Origin of the sequence: uncultured Aquimarina sp., assembly GCF_947500065.1 — a bacterium.
Taxonomy (GTDB): domain Bacteria; phylum Bacteroidota; class Bacteroidia; order Flavobacteriales; family Flavobacteriaceae; genus Aquimarina.
On sequence record NZ_CANMQT010000016.1, the window covers coordinates 59853 to 79335 of the forward strand.

Genomic DNA, 19483 nt, shown 5'->3' on the forward strand with positions numbered 1-19483 from the left:
AAAAAGATCTACTGTCGGCATTATCTATTACCCCATAATAGAGAAGTAGTGTTTAGAAACAAATAGCAGAGATGTCAACTCTTTAAACACATACTCAATGCGACAGCAGACCATAATTATATTTAAAAACTTCTTTTTTTAAAAATTATACCTCACTCCAAGATGAAAAGCTCTTGGGTTTCCAATAGTGAAACTATTTTCACTTCTAAACCTATTGTATGAAGCTCTTGCTGCATATAATTCGTCAAAGATATTTAAGGCATGTCCCCATATTTCAAACCCTTTGCAACGTATCGAAGCTCTAAGATTAAAAACATTGTGACCATCATACGTTGCTGTACTAAATGTTCCATCATCATTTTCTACTTGATTTTCGAAACTGGTATTATAACTTCCTACCAATTCATGTTCTCCAGTGATGCTAAAACCGATATTTCTAAAATCGTTACGATAGGTTATTGTAGAAGTGCCCAATAGGTTAGGAGCGGTCTCTCTTTCTGTATCTGAATAATCTACACCACTGTCAAAAAAATCTATGTATTGATGCTTAGCATAACTACCATTGTGTGAAACTGTCAATTCTTTAAATAGATTCCAGGTAATACCATATTCAATTCCATATGATCTGGTTTTACCAGCGTTGGTGTTAAAAAAGTTGTCATCTTCATCACGTAAAGTGATCAATGTGTTTTTTCCTTCTAGCACATATATGGCTGCATCTAGCGTAAGTTTCGAAGGAGTTGAATAATATCCTCCAATTTCATAATTGTTATACCTGCTTGGTTTGATACCTTGTACTTCGTTTCGGTTACGATATAAAGTAGAAACTTGTGGAGGAGCAAATCCTTGTGAATAATTGGCATAGACCCCTGCTTTATTGGAAAAATTATAATTGATCCCTAGTTTTGGAGTTAGATTATTGAAGTTATCTACGGCATCTTCGACACCTACAATCTCATCTACCTGATTGTCATAATCATATTCGAATCCATCATATCGTATGGCAGCGGTAACTTTTAATTGCTCAATAGGAGATATTTCATATTGCAGAAACCCAGCATAGTTAAAGATATCTGCTCCGTAATTCAATATAAAATCTCCAGAATTAATATTGAATCCTATATTTCTTCCTGTTGCAGGATCAACAATAACATTAGTAGTTTCTGCTATATATTTTTGTGGAGAAAAATCACCAGTAGCTCCTAGAATCAATGATGAATTATCAAAATTGAAATTTAATTTATGCTGAATCAATCCAACAAAACTTTTAAATTGGTTAGAATTTATTTCTCCAGATCCAAATCCGGTTAATTGTCCTTGATCTCTAAACTGACGAACTCTATACGATGGATTCTGATCCATTGTGTTATCTCTGAAAATAAAATTAAAAGAAGTTTTATTGCGATCATTCCAGAACTTATCTAATGTTGTTCTGAATCTAAAAGCTAAAGCTTCTCTATCAGTAAATGTCTGGTCGCTTTCAAAATTTCCTCCCAAATAATCTGATTCACTTAGAGAACCTGTCATATCTGATCTATAATCAACAATATCTATAACTGTTGTCCATTTTGTGGTGTCAGAAAAGTCATAGACAGTTTTAAAAGTGGCTGCTAATTTTTCATAATTACTATGTTCAATTGGTCCATTATTACGTTGTACATAGTGTCCACCAAAATAGAAACCGAATGTATCATTGGTTTTATCTGATACTTCTAATTCATATCGAGTTAAACCCATATCATTGGTTTGGAAACCAATACTTCCACTCAGGTTCTCTGTTGGTTTTTTGGTAATAAAATTAAAGCTACCACCAATAGATTCACTACCATAGATACTAGAGGCTGGACCTTTTAGTACTTCTATACGATCATAAGAAACATCGTTCATTTCTAGTAAAGCGTTGTGATTAAAAACTGAAGTAGGACGTATCTGTAATCCATCTTCTAGGTATAAAAAGAGAGCTTTTGTGGAAATAGGAGAACGAACAGCCATAAAATGCTGTTCATTACTAGCCGCTCTAGAAGTAGACATAAAAACTCCTGGAGCTTGATTCACCAATTGATCGATACCAAATGCCTTTGTTTCTTCAATGGTTTTTGCTGAGATTGTGGTGATTGATCCTGGTACTTCAGAACGTTTCTGAATTTCTCTACTTGCTGAAGTAACAAATACTTCTTCCAGAGCTACATTGTCTTTAGTCAATTGAATGGTATTAATACCTCCAGTAAGCATTACTTTTTTAGTACTATATCCAAGAAAGCTAACGCTAACCTGATTAGAATTTTTGAGAATTATAGTAAATGAACCTTTATCATCGCTCATTACACCATTATCAGGTGTACTTGATTCAATTATTGTTGCTCCTGATAATGGATTATTAGAATTATCCACAACTTTTCCTTGAAAAGATTGCGCATAGCTGCTAATTCCTAAAATTAGGAATGCAACTATCATTAATATGTTTTTCATTATATAAAATAGATGCACTATTTTTAGTCATAAATGATCACATGTGAACATGCGTTATGATACTTTAATAGTTATTTGATTTGTAAAAATTGATATAGGAATTAGACGACTAGGAGTAATTCGTAGTCATTTTCTATATCCCAATTTCACTGTTTGAGTGATTAAGAGAAATAAATTTCAGGAGGGTGATCTATATTTTTGGAAACATTTTCTATAAGTAGATGTACCGGTTTCCAATTAAGTTGGTATTCTTTAGAAAAATTGTGGTTATTTTTTATTCGGATAGTATTGTCTTCAAAAAATAAGGGGATAAACGCCTCTGCAATTATAGTCAATGAATCTTTTTTATTCGTATCAGAAGTAGTTTTACTCATTTTCATTTGAGTCATCAGATAGCACTTCCCATTACAATTTAGCTTTGGCCTTTCTTTATTAACACAATACTTTTCTATAATAGTATCAATATTTAGCTGGTAGTAAAGCACATTACTAATCTCTATTGCTGGTTTAATGGCAAAAGCTGTGAATATTAATATAGAAAAAAATAACCTCAATTATTCGTGTTTCAAAATGCGCTGCAAATATACAATTATGGGTACAAGTAATGAAGGGAGTTAATCTTAAAATATTATAAAATCTAGTTATAATTTTATTCTCGTACTGTAAATTTTACTTAATCCATTTTCATAAGAATTCATAAGTTTTAAAAGTTGTTCTAAAGTTTTCAATGTAGAGAAATCATCTTTTATAATTGTTCTTTTACTTGTGAAATATAAGGTCATTGTTTTTATATCATAATAAGGGCAATAGTCCATTTTATCCGAGTTTATTTGTCCTGATAAGTTTTTAGCTTTTGACCAATTACCATCCTTTGCTTTACGAGAAATATACAAATCTCCACTGCCTAAACCATCTTCTCGCTGATATCCTCCAAAGATTAAAAAAGATTCGTCTGGAGCGATATATGCATTATATTCATACCCTTCAGAGTTTATTGCTTCAGGTAATGATATAGGATTTGTATAAGTATTGTTTTTCCATTGACTCATAAAAATATCATCTTTTCCTTTTGTTCCACTACCAGTACTTGTAAAATATAGATTACCATTTTCAGATATTGAAGGATAAAATTCATTACCATCTGTATTGATTGGAGCACCAATATTTATGGGTTTAGACCAATCTGATGCGGCGTCAGATCTTTTGATATACCAAATATCCTGATCCTTTTGATCTTTTTTGGAATTTTCTTTAGGGCGATTAGAAACGAAAAATAATCTAAGACCATCCGGTGAAAACATTGCTTCCAGATCACTATATTGACCGGAAAAAGGAGCAACCGTAGGGTTAGACCATTTATCTCCAGTCTTTTTTACTTTTATAATTGTGGAGAGTTCTCCAGAATATCCTTGAGCAGTAAAATATATTTCATCCTGAGTAGGGGAGATAGTAAAATCTCTTACAGTAGGAAATTGTGAAATTATTTCCTGAAGAACTGGTTGAGTTTTAAAAACTTCTTGACTAAATGCGTGCTGGGTTATTGCTAAAAGAAAAAAGAGCATTAAGCTTCTCATAAAAGTATTATTTGATTGATCAAATAGAAATATAGAAATTATGTAGGTAATTGTATATTAAATATTCTATAAAACTATATTATTAACTTCATGCTCCTACTAAATTCTTAAAAACATCCTTTAGTTTTTCAATCATAGATTTTGCAAATAATCCAGCCAGTATTGACCAAAAAATTAAGCTGGCTTCCTTTAACCCTTCGGAATGGATTTGGAAGACTCCAATAACCTGAAAACCATAATAAATTATAAATCCGGATAAAATTCCAAGTATAGGTCTTGTCATAAAGAATGATGACATTCTTATACTAAATTTGTCTTTTGGAGAATCGTTTGGATACTTCAACCCATTTTTAAATTCCCAACCATTAGCTTTTCGTTGTAGTGCAGAAATTAAGGCAGAAACACTACTGCCAAGTATACCTGATAAGATACAAATCCAGATAGCTTCCAGAAAAAAAAAATAATTTAATATAATAACCAAAGAAGTTATTATAATGCAGGAAGTTAAAATCAGTATGACTACTCTGAAACGATTTTTTAGGGTGGTTTCTTCCAACACCAAAAGTTCCTCTATTTTTTTTACCTGTAGTTTTCGTGTTTTTTCAGAAATATTTTCGATTTCTTGTTTTAATCTTAAAACATGAGATTGAAGATTCCTGATTTCATCAAGATGTTCATTGTCCATAATAGTATTATTTAATTAGGGGAAACAATGTTAGTCTTTTGATTTATTTCGATATATAAATCATAGGGAGATAATCTAAAGATACTAAATTAAACAGGAATAGTTTCTTTAATTAACTCATCAGCCTGTTCCCAATCCATATTGATAATAGGGAGAGAGTATAAGATAGGCATATTACCACTATATTTTTCTCTTAGTTTTTTATCAATCGTATTGAACAATAATGCTTTGGTTTTTCCCATAATTAGAATTCGATCTGTGCTTTGGGAAGTGCCATTTTTTAATCGTTCTCGTATGCTTACCTTTTCTAATATCATAGAATTTAAAATAAGCTTTTCTTTATTAAGGAAGTCTGCAATCTCAATAGCCCTATCTTCATTGTCTGTAATAATGTGGATTAATATCATACTGTTTTAGTTTAAGCCAACACGATCGGTATCGTGTGTTTAAGAAAAGCTTCGTTTCTTGTATACCAAAGATAGAAATTGAGTATGTGTTTATGTGTCACATTAACAATGTGTTAAGTCGTTTTATTGGAATATAGAGAAGAGGAATAAGTTTCCTGTAGTATAAGGAGTTTAATCAAATTATAATAGTATGCGTTTCAAAGTAATCGATCCACCTGACAATTATAACACCCTGGATTGGCATTATGAATATGCAAGTATTTGATTTTTGAATTATTAAATAAAACCTGAATCGTATCAAATAATGTAAGTCCATGTATTGTTTTGGCATCAATCATCATGGAGTCATTGTCATAGCCTCTAACAGAAAGAAGTCTATCGGTAAGCATGGTGGGAATCTCATTAGTCTTCATTATTGAAGTTTTTGCATTTTTGCGGGCAAAAATAGGTCCAGATGCTTTATATGGAGATGCAGCATCATGATGTTGATATGAAAATAATAGTACTTCTTCTCCAATATTAGCATCTTCCAAGCTAACACGACAAGGAAATCCTGGTTTTTGATCTACAAGTATTCTTAGAGCATTCTGTTTTGCCAATTCTGAATCAGATAATTCAAACAGTGGAGAGATTAGATTTTGATTAATAGCTTTAATCTGAAAATTATGTAGTGTATGATTCATTTTGATATAAGTTTGTTTAGAAACAAATTTCATCAAAAGCTAGTTCCATTACAATCCGATTATTGCTCAATTAAATCTTTTATATGAGGGTACTACAAACAAAAATTCCTCAAGTATATATTAATACTTGAGGAATTTAGTTTTATTGTGATCAGTAATAAATTACATGTGAATTGTCTGAGTTCTATCTGGTCCCACAGAAACAATAGTGATTGGAGTTTCTAGTTCTTTTTCCAAAAACTCAATGTAGTCATTTAATTCCTTAGGAAATTGTGACTTGTCATTCATTTTGGTAAGATCTTCTGACCAACCTTTCATCTCCGTATATACAGGAGTTACATTTTCTGGTTCAATGTTGTAGGGTAGGTGAGTGATCGTTTTCCCCTGATAATTATAGGCTGTACATACTTTAAGGGTTTTAAAACCACTTAAAACATCACCTTTCATCATCATCAATTGTGTTACACCATTTACGTGTACAGCATATTTTAAGGCTACCAAGTCTAACCACCCACATCTACGAGATCTTCCTGTAGTAGCGCCAAACTCATTACCTACGCGTCCCATAGTTTCTCCATCCTCATCAAATAACTCAGTTGGAAATGGTCCACTACCTACTCGAGTGGTATACGCTTTAAAAATTCCAAATACTTCTTTGATTTTATTAGGAGCTACACCTAATCCTGTACAAGCTCCAGCAGCAGTAGTATTAGAAGATGTAACAAAGGGATATGTTCCAAAATCAATATCTAATAAGGATCCTTGTGCTCCTTCTGCTAGTATTTTTTTTCCTTCTCTTTGTGCTTGATAAAGATATTCTTCACTATCAATAAAAGTTAGAGATTTTAAAGTTTTTACTGCTTCAAAGAATTCATTTTCTAACTCCTCTAAATCATATTCTATTTTGGCATCATAGAAATCGATCATGGCTTCATGTTTATTCGCCAGATTACGATAGCGTTCTTTCCAGTCGCTTAATTCTAAGTCACCTACACGAATACCATTTCTACCGGTTTTATCCATGTATGTTGGTCCTATACCTTTTAAGGTTGAACCTATTTTTGCCTTTCCTTTAGAAGCTTCTGATGCAGCATCAAGAATCCTGTGTGTAGGTAATATTAAATGTGCTTTCCTTGATATTACTAATTTTGATTTATAATCTAAATTAAACTTCCCTAGGTTGTCTAACTCTTTTTTAAAGATTACCGGATCGATTACAACACCATTTCCTACCAGGTTAATCGCTTTATCATGAAAAATTCCACTTGGAATCGTATGTAATACGTGTTTAATACCATCAAATTCTAGTGTATGTCCCGCATTAGGACCTCCTTGGAATCTTGCTATAATATCATAATTTTTTGTAAGAACGTCTACAATTTTTCCTTTACCTTCGTCTCCCCATTGAAGACCAAGTAATAAGTTTACCGCCATTAGTTTTCTTGATTAGTTGGTTTCTTTTTAGTTCCGTAGAAATACAATGAATGGTTTGTAATATCTACATCAAAAATTTCCTCGATTGTTTTTTTTATGGATTGTATTCTAGGATCACAAAATTCCAGAACTTCACCAGTATCCGTAAGAATAAGGTGATCATGTTGTCTGTCGAAATATGATTTTTCGTATTGTGCCTGACTTTGCCCAAACTGATGTTTGCGCACTAGTTTACAGTCTAGTAAAAGTTCTATAGTATTGTATAGCGTTGCTCTACTAACACGATAGTTTTTATTTTTCATTTTGATATAGAGTGATTCAATATCAAAATGCTCTTCACTTTCATAAATTTCCTGAAGTATAGCATAGCGTTCAGGTGTTTTTCTATGACCATTTTCCTCTAGAAAACTAGTAAACACATTCTTAACGATGTTTTGATCGTTTTGCGTAGTTGTTTTGGTACTCATAATGCTTAAAAAAGCAAATTTACATTATTTTTTATAATGTGAGAGACCAATTTATAAATACTTATTCAGAAAAAAAACAGAATTATTTATTCTCGTATTACTTTATCAATCCCACTTACTTTCGAAAGATTTTGAATTACTGTTTTGAGTGTGTTTTTATTTTTGACACCTACCGTAATTTTACCAGTAAATACACCATCATTGGTGTCAAAATTCATATTGTAAATAGCTAAATGCATATTATTAGATATAATCTGAGTCACTTCATTAACCACACCTATATTGTCAATTCCATTAAGTCGAATAACCGCTTTAAATACTTCTTGACTAGAATCTATCCATTTTGCTTGTATAATACGGTATGCATAGTTGCTTTGTAATTGTAACGCGTTGGGACAATCTTTTTTGTGTATCTTAATTCCTTCATTTACCGTGATAAATCCAAAAACATCATCTCCAGCAATTGGGTTACAACAATTAGATAATTTATATTCCAGTTTTTCAGAATCTTTACCAAAAACTAAGAGATCATATTTAGAAGTAATTTCATCCTTGTTAACATCCTTTGCATTACCTCTTCGAATTTTATTTTTAATAAAATTCATAAATACATTACTACGCGTGGTTGCAAATTCTTTGATCTTTTGATTATCGATAGTTCCGATACCTACTCTATAAAAAAGATCCTGGCTGGTTTTAAGCTTAAAGTATAATACAAGTTCGTTTACTACCTTTTCTCCCATTGTAATTTTTTGGGAACGTAGTTTACGTTTTAGGATTACCTTACCTTCTTCAGCAATTTGTTTCTTTTCATCACGTAATGCAGATTTTATCTTTGATCTGGCTCTTGCAGTAGTAGCATAATCTAACCAGTTAGAGGATGGTTTGGATTTTGAGGATGTTATGATTTCTACCTGATCACCATTGTGAAGCTCATGACTTAGTGGAACTAATTTACCATTAACTCTGGATCCTCTGGTTTTAAGACCAACTTCAGTATGCACACTAAAACCAAAGTCTAATGCAGTGGCACCTTTAGGTAAAGATTTAAGATCACCTTCAGGAGTGAAAACAAAAATTTCTTTGGCATATAGATTGAGCTTAAATTCTTCTACAAAATCTACTGCATTAGCTTCAGAGTTTTCTAAAGCTTCTTGTAACCTGTTTAACCATCCATCAAGACCTTGATCTTGTTTTTCTTCTGTGTTTTTATATTTATAATGCGCGGCGTATCCTTTTTCTGCAATCTCATGCATACGCTCACTACGAATTTGAACTTCTACCCATTGGCTATCTGGACCAATTACAGTGATATGTAATGCTTCATAACCAGTGGATTTAGGTTGAGAAATCCAATCCCTAAGTCTAATAGGATTTGGACGATAGTAATCTGTAACGATCGTGTAAATCTTCCAAGCTATGAATTTCTCATTCTCGACATCATCGGATCTATATATAATTCTTATGGCAAATTTGTCATAGACTTCATCGAAGGAAATATTTTGTTTTAGAATTTTACGTCGGATCGAAAAAATAGACTTAGGTCGTCCTTTGATTTCGTAATCAAGTCCTTCCTTGTCTAGTCCTTCTTTAATTTTGTCAGAAAACTTCTTTATATAATTGTCTTGTTCTTCTTTACTTTCTTTTATTTTTTCTAGAATATCCTTATAAACCTCAGGTTCAGTATATTTTAAACCTAAATCTTCTAGTTCGGTTTTGATATTATAAAGTCCAATCCTATGTGCTAAAGGAGCATAAATATATAATGTTTCTGAAGCTATTTTAACTTGCTTATCCGGACGCATAGAATCCATTGTCTGCATGTTATGTAGACGATCGGCAATTTTAATAATGATTACTCTAACATCATCATTAAGAGTAAGCAACATTTTTCTGAAATTTTCTGCTTGTAGCGAAATATCTCTATCTTTTTTTAGAGAAGAAATTTTGGTCAACCCATCTACAATTCGAGCAACAGTCTCGCCAAACATTTGCTCAATATCTGCTAATGTATATTCGGTATCTTCAACAACATCATGTAATAATGCAGCGGCAATAGATGTTGCATCTAATCCAATTTCACTAGCTACTATTTTGGCAACAGCGATAGGGTGGAAGATGTAGGCTTCACCACTTTTACGACGCTGATCTTTATGAGCATCTACAGCGATATCAAAAGCCTGTCGTATTAGTTTTTTATCATCTTTACTAAGATCGCGATAACTAATACGAAGCAATTCTTTGTATTGCTTTGCAATTTGTTTGTTTTCCTGTTCTATAGCGGCTTCAGTCATACTATAAAGTTTTCTTAGAAAGCCCTTTTTTTAATGTGATTATGTGTGTTCTCAATGTATAAAAAAACTTAGCCCTAACCTTGAGTAATAGTTTAAAAGTACAATTAAGAATTGTAACCACCAAGTCTATCTTTACTCATTTATTTCCGTATGTTTTTTATCCTTTGTAAAAGTGTTGGGTGTGAGTAATGTATGAATACCATAGCGGGGTGAGGAGTAAGATTACTAAGGTTGTTTTTAGATAATTTTTTTAAACTGTTAATCAATGCTTCACCATCATAAGAGTTTGAAGCGTAATCATCTGCTTGAAATTCAAATGCTCTCGAAACAACATTCATTATGAGTCCAGTAATTTCAGAAATTGGACTATATAGAATACCAAAGGCTACCAATCCAATATGAAAAGATGGAATTTCTACGCCTAATGCTTCAGAAAGAAGAGGGTTAGCAATAAAAAGAGATAAAAACCATAAAGTAACTCCAGTTAGGAGAATAGATAAAAGAAGATTTATAATAACATGTCTTTTTTTATAATGTCCTACTTCGTGAGCTAAAACCGCTACAATTTCTTCTTTATTAAGATCTTTGATCAATGTATCATACAGTGTGATTCTTTTTTCGCTTCCTAAACCAGAAAAATATGCATTTGCCTTTGTACTTCTTTTAGATCCATCTATTACAAAAATGTCTTTTAGTTGAAATCCAACATTGTTAGAGTATGCTTGGATTGTGTCTCTAAGTTCTCCCGGTTCTAGAGGTGTTTGTTTATTAAACAGAGGTACAATAAGTTTTGCATAGAACATATTCATCGCTAATGTAAAAATAGAAATCAAGGCCCAGGCGTATACCCAAAAATATTTTCCGGTAATCTCATAAAACCACATGATCAATGCTAGTAAGCCACCGCCAACTATAATCATCATGATGAACCCCTTTATTTTGTCAATAAAAAAAGTTTTGACAGTAGTTTTGTTAAATCCAAATTGTTCCTCGATAACAAAGGTTTTATAATATTCAGAAGGTGTGGACAAGATGTCACTACTGATCATTATAATTCCAAAAAAAAGAAGACCTACTACAATTGAATTATCTGAAAAACTCCTAGCTATTCCATCCACCCAGGCAAAACCATCGAGAAAAAAGAATAATAGCATAATACATAATGAAACTGATGAAGAAACAATCTTAAATCTATAGTTAGCTTTTTTATAAGCTATTGATTTTTGATATTCGTCCTCAGGATAGACATCAGAGAGCTCTTCCGGAATATTATTGTTATAGTGTCTGGCATTAAGGATATCTAATAAAGAATCTATAAGGAAAACTATTATAATAATAGCAATCAGTAAGTAAAAGAGTAGGTTTGATGTCATTTGTATAGGTTTGTAGCTTTGGGATTTGTAGGTTTTAGAAAGTTAATGATTTTTTAAGTATCAAACAACAAAATCACGTTGTCGTTTTGCTTCAAAAATTAATATTCCTGCAGCTACTGAAACATTCATAGAATCTATAACACCACTCATTGGAATTTTAATATTTTGTGTAGTGTTTTTTAACCACTCGTCGGTTAAGCCCTTATCTTCTGTACCAACGACAATTGCAGTAGGTTTAGTATAATCTTGTGTATAATAATTTTCTGAAGACTGTAGTGCTGCACCGTAAATGTTTATTTTATTATTATTTAAGAAATTTATAATCTCTAAAGTAGAGCCTGTGGCAACTTTGTTCGTAAATACACAGCCTACACTAGATCTGATGATGTTAGGGTTGTAGATATCTGTTCTTGGGTTTGCAATTAAAACTGCATCTACTTTTGCGGCATCCGCAGTACGAAGTAATGCACCGATATTTCCCGGTTTTTCTGGGGATTCTGCAACTAAAATTAGAGGGTTTTTTGTGTTTAAATCCAAGTTGCTTATTGGTATTTCTTTGGATTTTGCTATTGCTAAAATTCCTTCAGTAGTAGATCTATGTGAAAGCTTTTGATAAATTTCAGTAGTGATTTCAAAAAAATCAATTTCTTCCTTAGTTGCTTTTGTAATTAATAAAACTTCTTCTTTAGAAATAATGGAAACACAATAATATATTTGCTCTAACTTATAACCTCCAGAAATTGCTAATGATATTTCTCGCTGACCTTCAATGAAAAAACAATTTTCTTTTTTCCGAATACGGGATTTTTCTTTAAGCTGTTGTAAGAATTTTATTTTAGAATTCTGATTACTGGTAATTTGTTTATGCATAGAGACAAATATAGGAAGAGAAGTATAAAATACTCCTCTTTATGGATTTAAAGCAGCCAAATCTTTAATCTCTTCTTTAATCTCTGATAGTATTACAGGATATGATTTATCCAGTTTGTTCATTAGTTCAGAAATATAGTCAGGATTGTGATTTGTTTTACCGTGTTGTTCAATTTCTTGGAGAATCAAAGCTTGATCTGATAAACCGAGTGTCTTAAAACTAGATTTTAGTTTATGAGCAAGTTCCGCGGCTACCAATAAGTTTTTGTTTTTTACAGTTAATTGCAACTTTTCATAATCTTGAGGTGTTTCCTCAATGAATATCTGGAGCACTGATTGAATAACTTGATTGTCTCCAGAAAATGTTTGATGAAGAGTAGAAAAATTACATAGTTTTGGAAGTTTATTTGAAACAGAACTATCTTTAATATTAGATGTTTCTTGATCACCTTTTGTGTTTTTTATTACAGTAGATTTTAGATTAAATAATAATTCTTCTAAAGCTTCTTCACTTATAGGTTTTGTAAGATAGAAATCCATACCAGATTCTATTGCTATTTTTTTAGATTCTGGAAATACATCTGCAGAACAAGCAACTATCGGAATGTTTTTTATTTTCTGATTGTTAGAACTTCTAATTTGCATTGTAGTCTCTGGACCATCCATTACTGGCATGTGCATGTCCATCAAAATCAAATCAAAGGCAGTACTATTTAGTTTCTCTAATGCTATTTTTCCATTATCAGCAATAGTTGCTTCAATACTCCAGTTAGATAGTAATTGCTTAATAAAGAATTGGTTCATTTTATTATCTTCTACAACTAATACTTTCATTCCAGAAATAGAATCAGAAATTTTTGTTTTTAAAGAGGAATCAATATCCTGTTCAGAAGCAATAAGTTTACTTTTTTTGTATTCAATTGAGAATTGAAAAGTGGAACCTTTACCTGGAATACTTTCAGCTAGAAGGGTGCCTCCTTGAAGTTCTATTAGTTGCTTAGATATAGAAAGCCCTAATCCCGTTCCTTCAATTTTATACTTACCCGGTTCGTGAACCTGATAAAAACTGCCAAAAATATTGTCAAGTTTATCTTTTGGGATGCCAATACCTGTATCCTTAACAGAGAAATGTATGATTATACCATCTGATTGTTGTTTTTCAGCTTTTACACTAATAATAACTTCTCCTTTTTGAGTAAATTTAATTGCATTACCTAAGAGGTTAGTCAAAATTTGATTCAATCTAAATTGATCACCAACAATAAATTTAGGCAGGGAAGGGGCTATTATAGCTTTATAGTTAAGTCCTTTTTCGTCTGCTTTAATACTAAACCCGCTTGAAATATTATTAATAAGCTCGTGAATATTAAAATCTGTCTCCTGCCAAGTTAGTTTACCTGCTTCGATTTTAGAAAAATCCAAAATATCATTTACTAGTACCAAAAGATTTTCTGCGGAAAACTGAATACCATCCAGGTTCTTTTTGTCAACTTCAGGCGTAGAAAGCTTGCTTTTTTGCAAAATGCCAGTGAGGCCAAGTATTACATTAAGAGGAGTTCTTATCTCATGACTCATATTAGATAGAAAAGTAGATTTAGCTTTTGCCGATTTTTCTGCAAATACCTTTGCTTCTCTTATTTCATTATCTATAATTTTCTTATTGGTAATATCTCTGAAAAATGCATTAAATAAATAGTCATCTTTAGTTTTAATAGCTATTATGGTAAGTTCCACATATACGATAGCCCCGTCTTTTAAAGGAACAGATGTTTCTACTCTTTTATTGATTAATTGACCTTCGCCAGTTTCAATATAATTGTTAAAGCTATTTTTTAATTCTTCTCTTAGTTTATATGGAACAAGAGAATAAATACTTTGTCCAATAGTTTCTTCCTTTTTAACTCTTAAAATAATTTCTGCCTGATTATTCCAGTCTAGAACAGTTCCATTTTTGTCAACTAATATGATTCCGTCCAAAGCAGTTTCTAAAATTCGGGTTTTGAGATGTTCACTATGCTTAAGGTCGTCCTCAATTTTTTTACGTTCAATAATCTCTTTTGTAAGTCTTTCATTGACCTCCTCTAGACTATATAATTGTTTCTGAAGCATTTTTAGCATTTGTTGTTTGCTAGGGAAATTGATCAATTCTTTAGCAAAAATCTCTTCAGGGATTACGTTTAATATTGAAGTAAAAGTGTCAAGTAGGTGGTAGGATTGAAAATGCTTTTTGTATATCAATAGGTAAATATTGGTGATAGCATTTTCCCCAAGGCTGTTTTTTATTTTGGAAAATATAATAGATGAAAATTCTAATAACTCTTTTCTTTCCTTTATAAAATCAATGTTGATTTGGTTATCAGGAAGATTTAAATATTTTTTTATTTCTATTATTTTGGAATCATTAAAATCACCAATCAGCTCTGATGATTTTTCCAACACTTGGATAAGAAAGACTCGGCATATTGTAAGCTCCTGCTTTTTAAGTTCTTGAAATATTAATTTGAAGTTTGGATATTGAAATACAAAATTATAATCAGATTTTATTTTTGCCCTAAGTTTCTGTTTATTGTATTTTCGGATTATATTTTTCTCAATTAAGTATTCTTCTAGAAGGAGGTATATTTCCGGAAGTGCATCAATTTTTTTATCTAAAGAAAGTCTATCAAAAGCATCAATTTTTGTTTTAATAGTGGATGCGTTAGCAGGTATATCAACTTGTTTCCATAAGAAATCAATAAGATTTATAATATCTTTTTCTTCTTGATTTCTTGGAAGGGAGATTTTCTTTTTTCTGAATATGGTCTTAAACCAATGTAAAATCATGGAGTATCATATTTTGCTAGCTTTATATATTTTATAAAAGCCTAATGCTGATAACCCCCAAGTTAAAATTAAAGCTACGAACCATATATAGTTTCCTATAGTTTCTCCAAAAATGTTTTTGAAAATATTGTAATTAAACATATGAGCTATTTGCATATGTAAGTGTCCTAATGCCATTACAGCAAATCCCCAGGCAAGTAAAGACATTCCAGAACCAAATTTACCTCCTTTAAGTCTTGTAGCTGTGAGGAAGCTAAAAATTAATGCAATTGCAAGAAAAGGCATTTCTAACAATCCAAAAATCTGTTCAGAACCAAAAACACTAACATCATGATTGGTGTGTTCCTGAGCAGAAATTAATTGACAAAATATTAGGAATACAGGTGTAAGTAAAATGTACTTTTTTTTCATCTTTAACTTAGTTTAGCCAAAAATAGTAAAAAAAATACGCTTTATGAATATTTTAACGGTTAAAGTGTTTGTTTTTATCGATGAAATACATTTTATGATTTTTTGTATAATAAAAAAACCAGCTCCTAAGAGCTGGTTTTTTTTATATAAGTGAGAAAATATATTATTAAAAAATTACTTTACTTTTTCTACAATAGCTTTAAAAGCTTCTGGGCTGTTCATAGCTAAATCTGCAAGAACCTTACGGTTTAATTCGATATTATTAGCTTTTACTTTTCCCATAAATTGAGAATAAGACATACCGTGTATACGTGCACCTGCATTAATACGAGTGATCCATAAAGCACGGAAAGTTCTTTTTTTGTTTCTGCGGTCTCTATAAGCATATGACATTGCTTTATCAACTGCATTTTTTGCTACTGTCCAAACGTTCTTACGACGTCCAAAGTAACCTTTTGCTTGCTTAAGAACTCTTTTTCTTCTAGCTCTTTTTGCAACAGAATTTACTGATCTTGGCATAATTTTAAATTTTTTAGTAGTAGGCGGTCGATTACTCGACTCTTTGTCTTTGTGATTTTGAGGCTTACTTTACGTAAATCTTAAATTCTAAAGGCCCAACTCCTGGGTTTATAATAATTCTAACCTGATTAAAAAACGTTTACTTTAAACGTAATTGTTCTTTAATACTATTTTCATCACTTTTGTGCACTAACGTAGAGTGCGTTAAAGCTAGCTTACGCTTTTTAGATTTTTTAGTCAAAATATGACTCTTAAAAGCGTGCTTTCTTTTGATTTTACCAGTACCGGTAAGCTTGAAACGCTTTTTAGCACTGGATTTTGTTTTCATTTTAGGCATTGTATCCTTGTTTTTATAATAATCTCACTTATTATCTTCAAAAACTCCTGTATTGTATGAAGTTTCTATATTCTATGTTTATTACTTTGTTTTCTTAGGAGCAATAAACATTATCATTCGTTTACCTTCTAATTTAGGCATTTGTTCTACTTTACCATAATCTTCCAATTCCTGAGCAAGTCTAAGGAGTAATATTTGTCCTTGATCTTTGTATATTATAGAACGACCTTTAAAGAAAACGTATGCTTTTAATTTTGCTCCTTCACTTAGAAATTTGACTGCGTGTTTTTTCTTAAACTCATAATCGTGCTCGTCCGTGTTTGGTCCAAACCTAATCTCTTTGATAGTAACTTTAGTGGCTTTATTCTTGAGAGATTTGTCTCTTTTCTTCTGTTCGTATAAGAACTTTTTATAGTCCATTATTTTACAAACAGGAGGTACCGCTTTTGGAGAAATTTCCACAAGATCTAGTTCTTGCTCTTCAGCAAGTGCTAATGCTTTCTTAGTTGGATAAACGCCAACTTCTATATTGTCGCCTACAAGACGTACTTCCTCAACCCTAATCTTATGGTTGATTTTGTGAGCATCTTCTTTGATTACTCTTAGTGGTTTTTGAGACCTTCTTCTTCTTATTGCTATGACTAAAAATTTTTAAATTAAACTTAATTATTTTATCTATCCGTTAAACGGTTTTAATGTTTTGCTTATTTCTTCTGTAATGATTTCAGTGAACTTGTCAATACTAATAGCTCCAATGTCTTCTCCTCCGTGCTTTCTAACAGAAATAGTATTGTTTTTTTCTTCTTGCTCCCCTACAATAACAATGTAAGGAATTTTTTTCATTTCTGCCTCTCTAATTTTCTTACCCATAGTTTCATTTCTATCATCAGCAAGGGCGCGAATTTCGTTATTTTCTAACAAATTTAAAACTTTTTCAGCGTATTTTTCATATTTCTCACTGATTGATAGGATGATAACCTGTTCCGGCATTAGCCATAGTGGGAAGTTACCAGCAGTATGTTCTAATAAAATTGCAATAAATCTTTCCAAACTACCAAAAGGTGCTCTGTGGATCATTATTGGTCTGTGCATTTCATTGTCACTTCCTTTGTACTGTAAATCAAAACGTTCAGGTAAGTTGTAATCTACTTGTATGGTTCCTAATTGCCAACTTCTACCTAAGGCATCTTTTACCATGAAGTCTAGTTTTGGACCATAAAAAGCAGCTTCACCAGTTTCAATAACATAATTAAGGCCTTTATCTTTTGCAGCACTTATGATTGCATTTTCAGCTTTTTCCCAATTTTCAACATCTCCAATGTATTTTTCTGGATTGTCAAGATCTCTTACAGATACTTGAGCTGTAAAGTTTTCAAAACCTAAAGATCCGAAGACATATAGTACAAGATCTATTACTTTTTTAAATTCCTCATCCAATTGGTCAGGAGTACAGAATATATGAGCATCATCTTGGGTAAAACCACGCACTCTTGTAAGCCCATGAAGTTCGCCGCTCTGCTCGTATCTATATACGGTACCAAATTCAGCATAACGTTTAGGGAGGTCTCTGTATGACCAGGGACCACTATTGTATATCTCACAGTGGTGTGGACAGTTCATTGGTTTTAATAGAAATTCTTCCCCTTCTGCAGGAGTATTTATAGGTTGAAAACTATCCTCTCCATATTTTGCATAATGACCCGATGTAACATAGAGCTCTTTTTGTCCAATATGTGGAGTGATAACCATTTCGTACCCTGCTTTTTTCTGAGCTTTCTTTAAGAATTGTTCTAAGCGTTCGCGTAAAGCTGCACCTTTAGGTAGCCATAAAGGCAAACCTTGACCTACTTTTTGAGAAAAAGTGAAAAAACCTAGTTCTTTTCCTAGTTTTCTATGATCTCGTTTTTTAGCTTCTTCTAATAATTCAAGATATTCTTTCAGTTCTTTTTGTTTCGGAAATGAAGTACCGTAAACTCTGGTGAGTTGTTTGTTGTTTTCATCTCCTCTCCAATATGCACCAGCAACACTCATGATTTTAACAGCCTTGATCAATCCTGTGTTAGGAATGTGCCCTCCACGACATAGATCGGTAAATGTATCATGATCACAAAAAGTAATAGTTCCGTCTTCGAGGTTTTCTATTAATTCGATTTTATACTCGTTACCTTCTTTTTTATATTTGGCTAAAGCATCAGCTTTAGATACAGATTTCATTTTAAACTCATGTTTCCCTCTGGCAATTTCTAGCATCTTATCCTCAATTGCCTTGAAATCTTTATCAGAAATAGATTTGTCCCCTAGGTCAACATCATAATAAAACCCATTGTCAATAGCAGGTCCAATAGAAAGTTTTACTCCTGGGTATAATTCCTCTAAAGCTTGAGCTAAAACGTGAGAAGTAGAATGTCTAAAAGCCTTTTTTCCATCATCATCCCTCCATGTAAACAAAACTAAGTTTCCATCGGTTGTTAATTCTGTTGATGTTTCTATAACAGTGTCATTGAATTTTGCCGAAATAACATTTCGCGCAAACCCTTCACTTATATCTTTTGCAACATCCATAGCAGTTATAATGCTATTATATTCCCTAACGGAACCGTCTGGTAACGTAATTTTGATCATTATTTTTCTAATTAAAGTCGCAAAGATAATACGATAATAAAATCCTCACAATAATTACCGTGTACATTTATTAAAATATTGACTTTTACTTGATGTTAATCGTGTTTGTTGTTGAATTGAATGTGGTAAGTTTTTATGTTGTTATATATTAAGGAGTAGAATAGTGGTCACTTTAGAAGTCCGTTTGTTTTAGTTTTGATTTATTTTAGTTTTTTTTATAGTGTAAGTTTAATGTTTAGAGGGGGTTATAAAAAGATTCAAAAATACTTTATATTTTTTGTTGTTGTAATGAAAAAGGGTTGTATGTTTGCACCCGCAAAACGGGATATTGGTTTTGTTTAGTTCATTGATATGATTTTGTTTGTTTTCGGTACTTTGAGGAGGTTTTAGGATCTTGTCTAAGGTGTTGTTTGAAGCTTTAAAAAATATTTAAAAATATTTAAAAATATTTCAAAAAAGTTTTGTTAGTTTAAAATGTGGTTGTATATTTGCACCCGCTTTGAGAAACAAGCGAA

General features: G+C 31.8%; 17 protein-coding genes. All 17 read right to left on the reverse strand.

The genetic code is table 11. The annotated features are described in order from the left end of the window. Positions 1-138 precede the first annotated feature (138 nt). The 17 genes from Q0975_RS26410 to thrS all read right to left on the reverse strand — a co-directional run bounded on the left by Q0975_RS26410 (position 139) and on the right by thrS (position 18968). Positions 139-2454 carry a TonB-dependent receptor gene (locus tag Q0975_RS26410; RefSeq protein ID WP_299443293.1) on the reverse strand — a complete coding sequence of 772 codons (2316 nt, stop codon included), beginning with the start codon at positions 2452-2454 and terminating at the stop codon, positions 139-141. 176 nt (positions 2455-2630) lie between these two features. Then, on the reverse strand, positions 2631-3023 hold the full coding sequence (locus tag Q0975_RS26415) for a hypothetical protein (RefSeq protein ID WP_299443296.1): 393 nt from the start codon (positions 3021-3023) through the stop codon (positions 2631-2633). Between the two features lie 87 nt (positions 3024-3110). Next, positions 3111-4043, reverse strand: coding sequence for a hypothetical protein (locus Q0975_RS26420; RefSeq protein WP_299443299.1), 933 nt, complete (start codon positions 4041-4043; stop codon positions 3111-3113). A gap of 88 nt (positions 4044-4131) precedes the next feature. Further along, the gene (locus Q0975_RS26425; protein ID WP_299443302.1) at positions 4132-4728 is read right to left on the reverse strand and encodes a hypothetical protein; all 597 of its coding nucleotides are present in this window, start codon (positions 4726-4728) and stop codon (positions 4132-4134) included. An 89-nt stretch (positions 4729-4817) separates the two neighbouring features. Beyond that, positions 4818-5135, reverse strand: coding sequence for a hypothetical protein (locus tag Q0975_RS26430; RefSeq protein ID WP_299443305.1), 318 nt, complete (start codon positions 5133-5135; stop codon positions 4818-4820). A gap of 197 nt (positions 5136-5332) precedes the next feature. Continuing rightward, entirely contained in the window at positions 5333-5818 is a 486-nt protein-coding gene (locus Q0975_RS26435; RefSeq protein ID WP_299443309.1) for a DUF1203 domain-containing protein, read from the reverse strand. A gap of 162 nt (positions 5819-5980) precedes the next feature. Further along, entirely contained in the window at positions 5981-7252 is a 1272-nt protein-coding gene (locus Q0975_RS26440; protein WP_299443312.1) for an adenylosuccinate synthase, read from the reverse strand. After that, on the reverse strand, positions 7252-7719 hold the full coding sequence (locus tag Q0975_RS26445; RefSeq protein ID WP_299443314.1) for a transcriptional repressor: 468 nt from the start codon (positions 7717-7719) through the stop codon (positions 7252-7254). Before Q0975_RS26445 ends, Q0975_RS26440 begins: the two co-directional genes overlap by 1 nt. Positions 7720-7805: 86 nt before the next feature. Next, positions 7806-10013, reverse strand: a complete 2208-nt coding sequence (locus tag Q0975_RS26450; protein ID WP_299443317.1) for a RelA/SpoT family protein — start codon at positions 10011-10013, stop codon at positions 7806-7808. Between the two features lie 140 nt (positions 10014-10153). After that, positions 10154-11386 carry a M48 family metallopeptidase gene (locus Q0975_RS26455; protein ID WP_299443319.1) on the reverse strand — a complete coding sequence of 411 codons (1233 nt, stop codon included), beginning with the start codon at positions 11384-11386 and terminating at the stop codon, positions 10154-10156. 60 nt (positions 11387-11446) lie between these two features. Then, complete coding sequence (locus tag Q0975_RS26460; RefSeq protein WP_299443322.1) at positions 11447-12256, reverse strand: RNA methyltransferase; 810 nt, start codon at positions 12254-12256, stop codon at positions 11447-11449. Between the two features lie 39 nt (positions 12257-12295). Continuing rightward, the gene (locus tag Q0975_RS26465; protein ID WP_299443325.1) at positions 12296-15079 is read right to left on the reverse strand and encodes an ATP-binding protein; all 2784 of its coding nucleotides are present in this window, start codon (positions 15077-15079) and stop codon (positions 12296-12298) included. Positions 15080-15085: 6 nt separating this feature from the next. Next, entirely contained in the window at positions 15086-15490 is a 405-nt protein-coding gene (locus Q0975_RS26470) for a hypothetical protein (protein WP_299443328.1), read from the reverse strand. A gap of 174 nt (positions 15491-15664) precedes the next feature. Continuing rightward, positions 15665-16009, reverse strand: coding sequence for a 50S ribosomal protein L20 (rplT, locus tag Q0975_RS26475; protein ID WP_299443331.1), 345 nt, complete (start codon positions 16007-16009; stop codon positions 15665-15667). Between the two features lie 139 nt (positions 16010-16148). Next, positions 16149-16346 (reverse strand): 50S ribosomal protein L35, encoded by a 198-nt coding sequence (gene rpmI / locus Q0975_RS26480; RefSeq protein ID WP_027394180.1) that lies wholly within the window; start codon positions 16344-16346, stop codon positions 16149-16151. 81 nt (positions 16347-16427) lie between these two features. Next, complete coding sequence (infC, locus tag Q0975_RS26485; protein WP_299443337.1) at positions 16428-16943, reverse strand: translation initiation factor IF-3; 516 nt, start codon at positions 16941-16943, stop codon at positions 16428-16430. A 78-nt stretch (positions 16944-17021) separates the two neighbouring features. Continuing rightward, on the reverse strand, positions 17022-18968 hold the full coding sequence (gene thrS, locus Q0975_RS26490) for a threonine--tRNA ligase (RefSeq protein ID WP_299443334.1): 1947 nt from the start codon (positions 18966-18968) through the stop codon (positions 17022-17024). Between the last annotated feature and the right edge of the window lie 515 nt (positions 18969-19483).